The 255-nt window shown below is 55.7% G+C and carries 1 protein-coding gene; it reads left to right on the forward strand.

All coding sequences use genetic code 11. The features are described from left to right. A partial coding sequence (locus H8K43_RS18820) for an ExbD/TolR family protein (RefSeq protein WP_186905269.1) occupies positions 1-255 on the forward strand: 255 nt, incomplete at both ends.

The raw sequence follows: 255 nt of genomic DNA on the forward strand, positions 1-255 counted from the left end.
TCATGCTCATCATCACCATCCCGATTCAGAATCACTCCGTGAATCTGAACATGCCAACCAACCAGGCCGCGCCGAAGAATCCGGTGGAGCCAGTGGTGGTCAACATCGACGTCGACTTTGACGGCACTGTGTTGTGGAATGGTGTGGCAGTCGCTAACCGTAACGAACTCGAAGCCAAGCTGACCGAAGTCGCAACACAGGCTGACCAGCCGGAAGTGCATCTGCGTCCAAACGCCGTGGTACCGTACAAATCGG

Origin of the sequence: Cognatundibacterium curvum (genome assembly GCF_014284235.1) — a bacterium.
GTDB lineage: Bacteria > Pseudomonadota > Gammaproteobacteria > Burkholderiales > Burkholderiaceae_D > Undibacterium > Undibacterium curvum.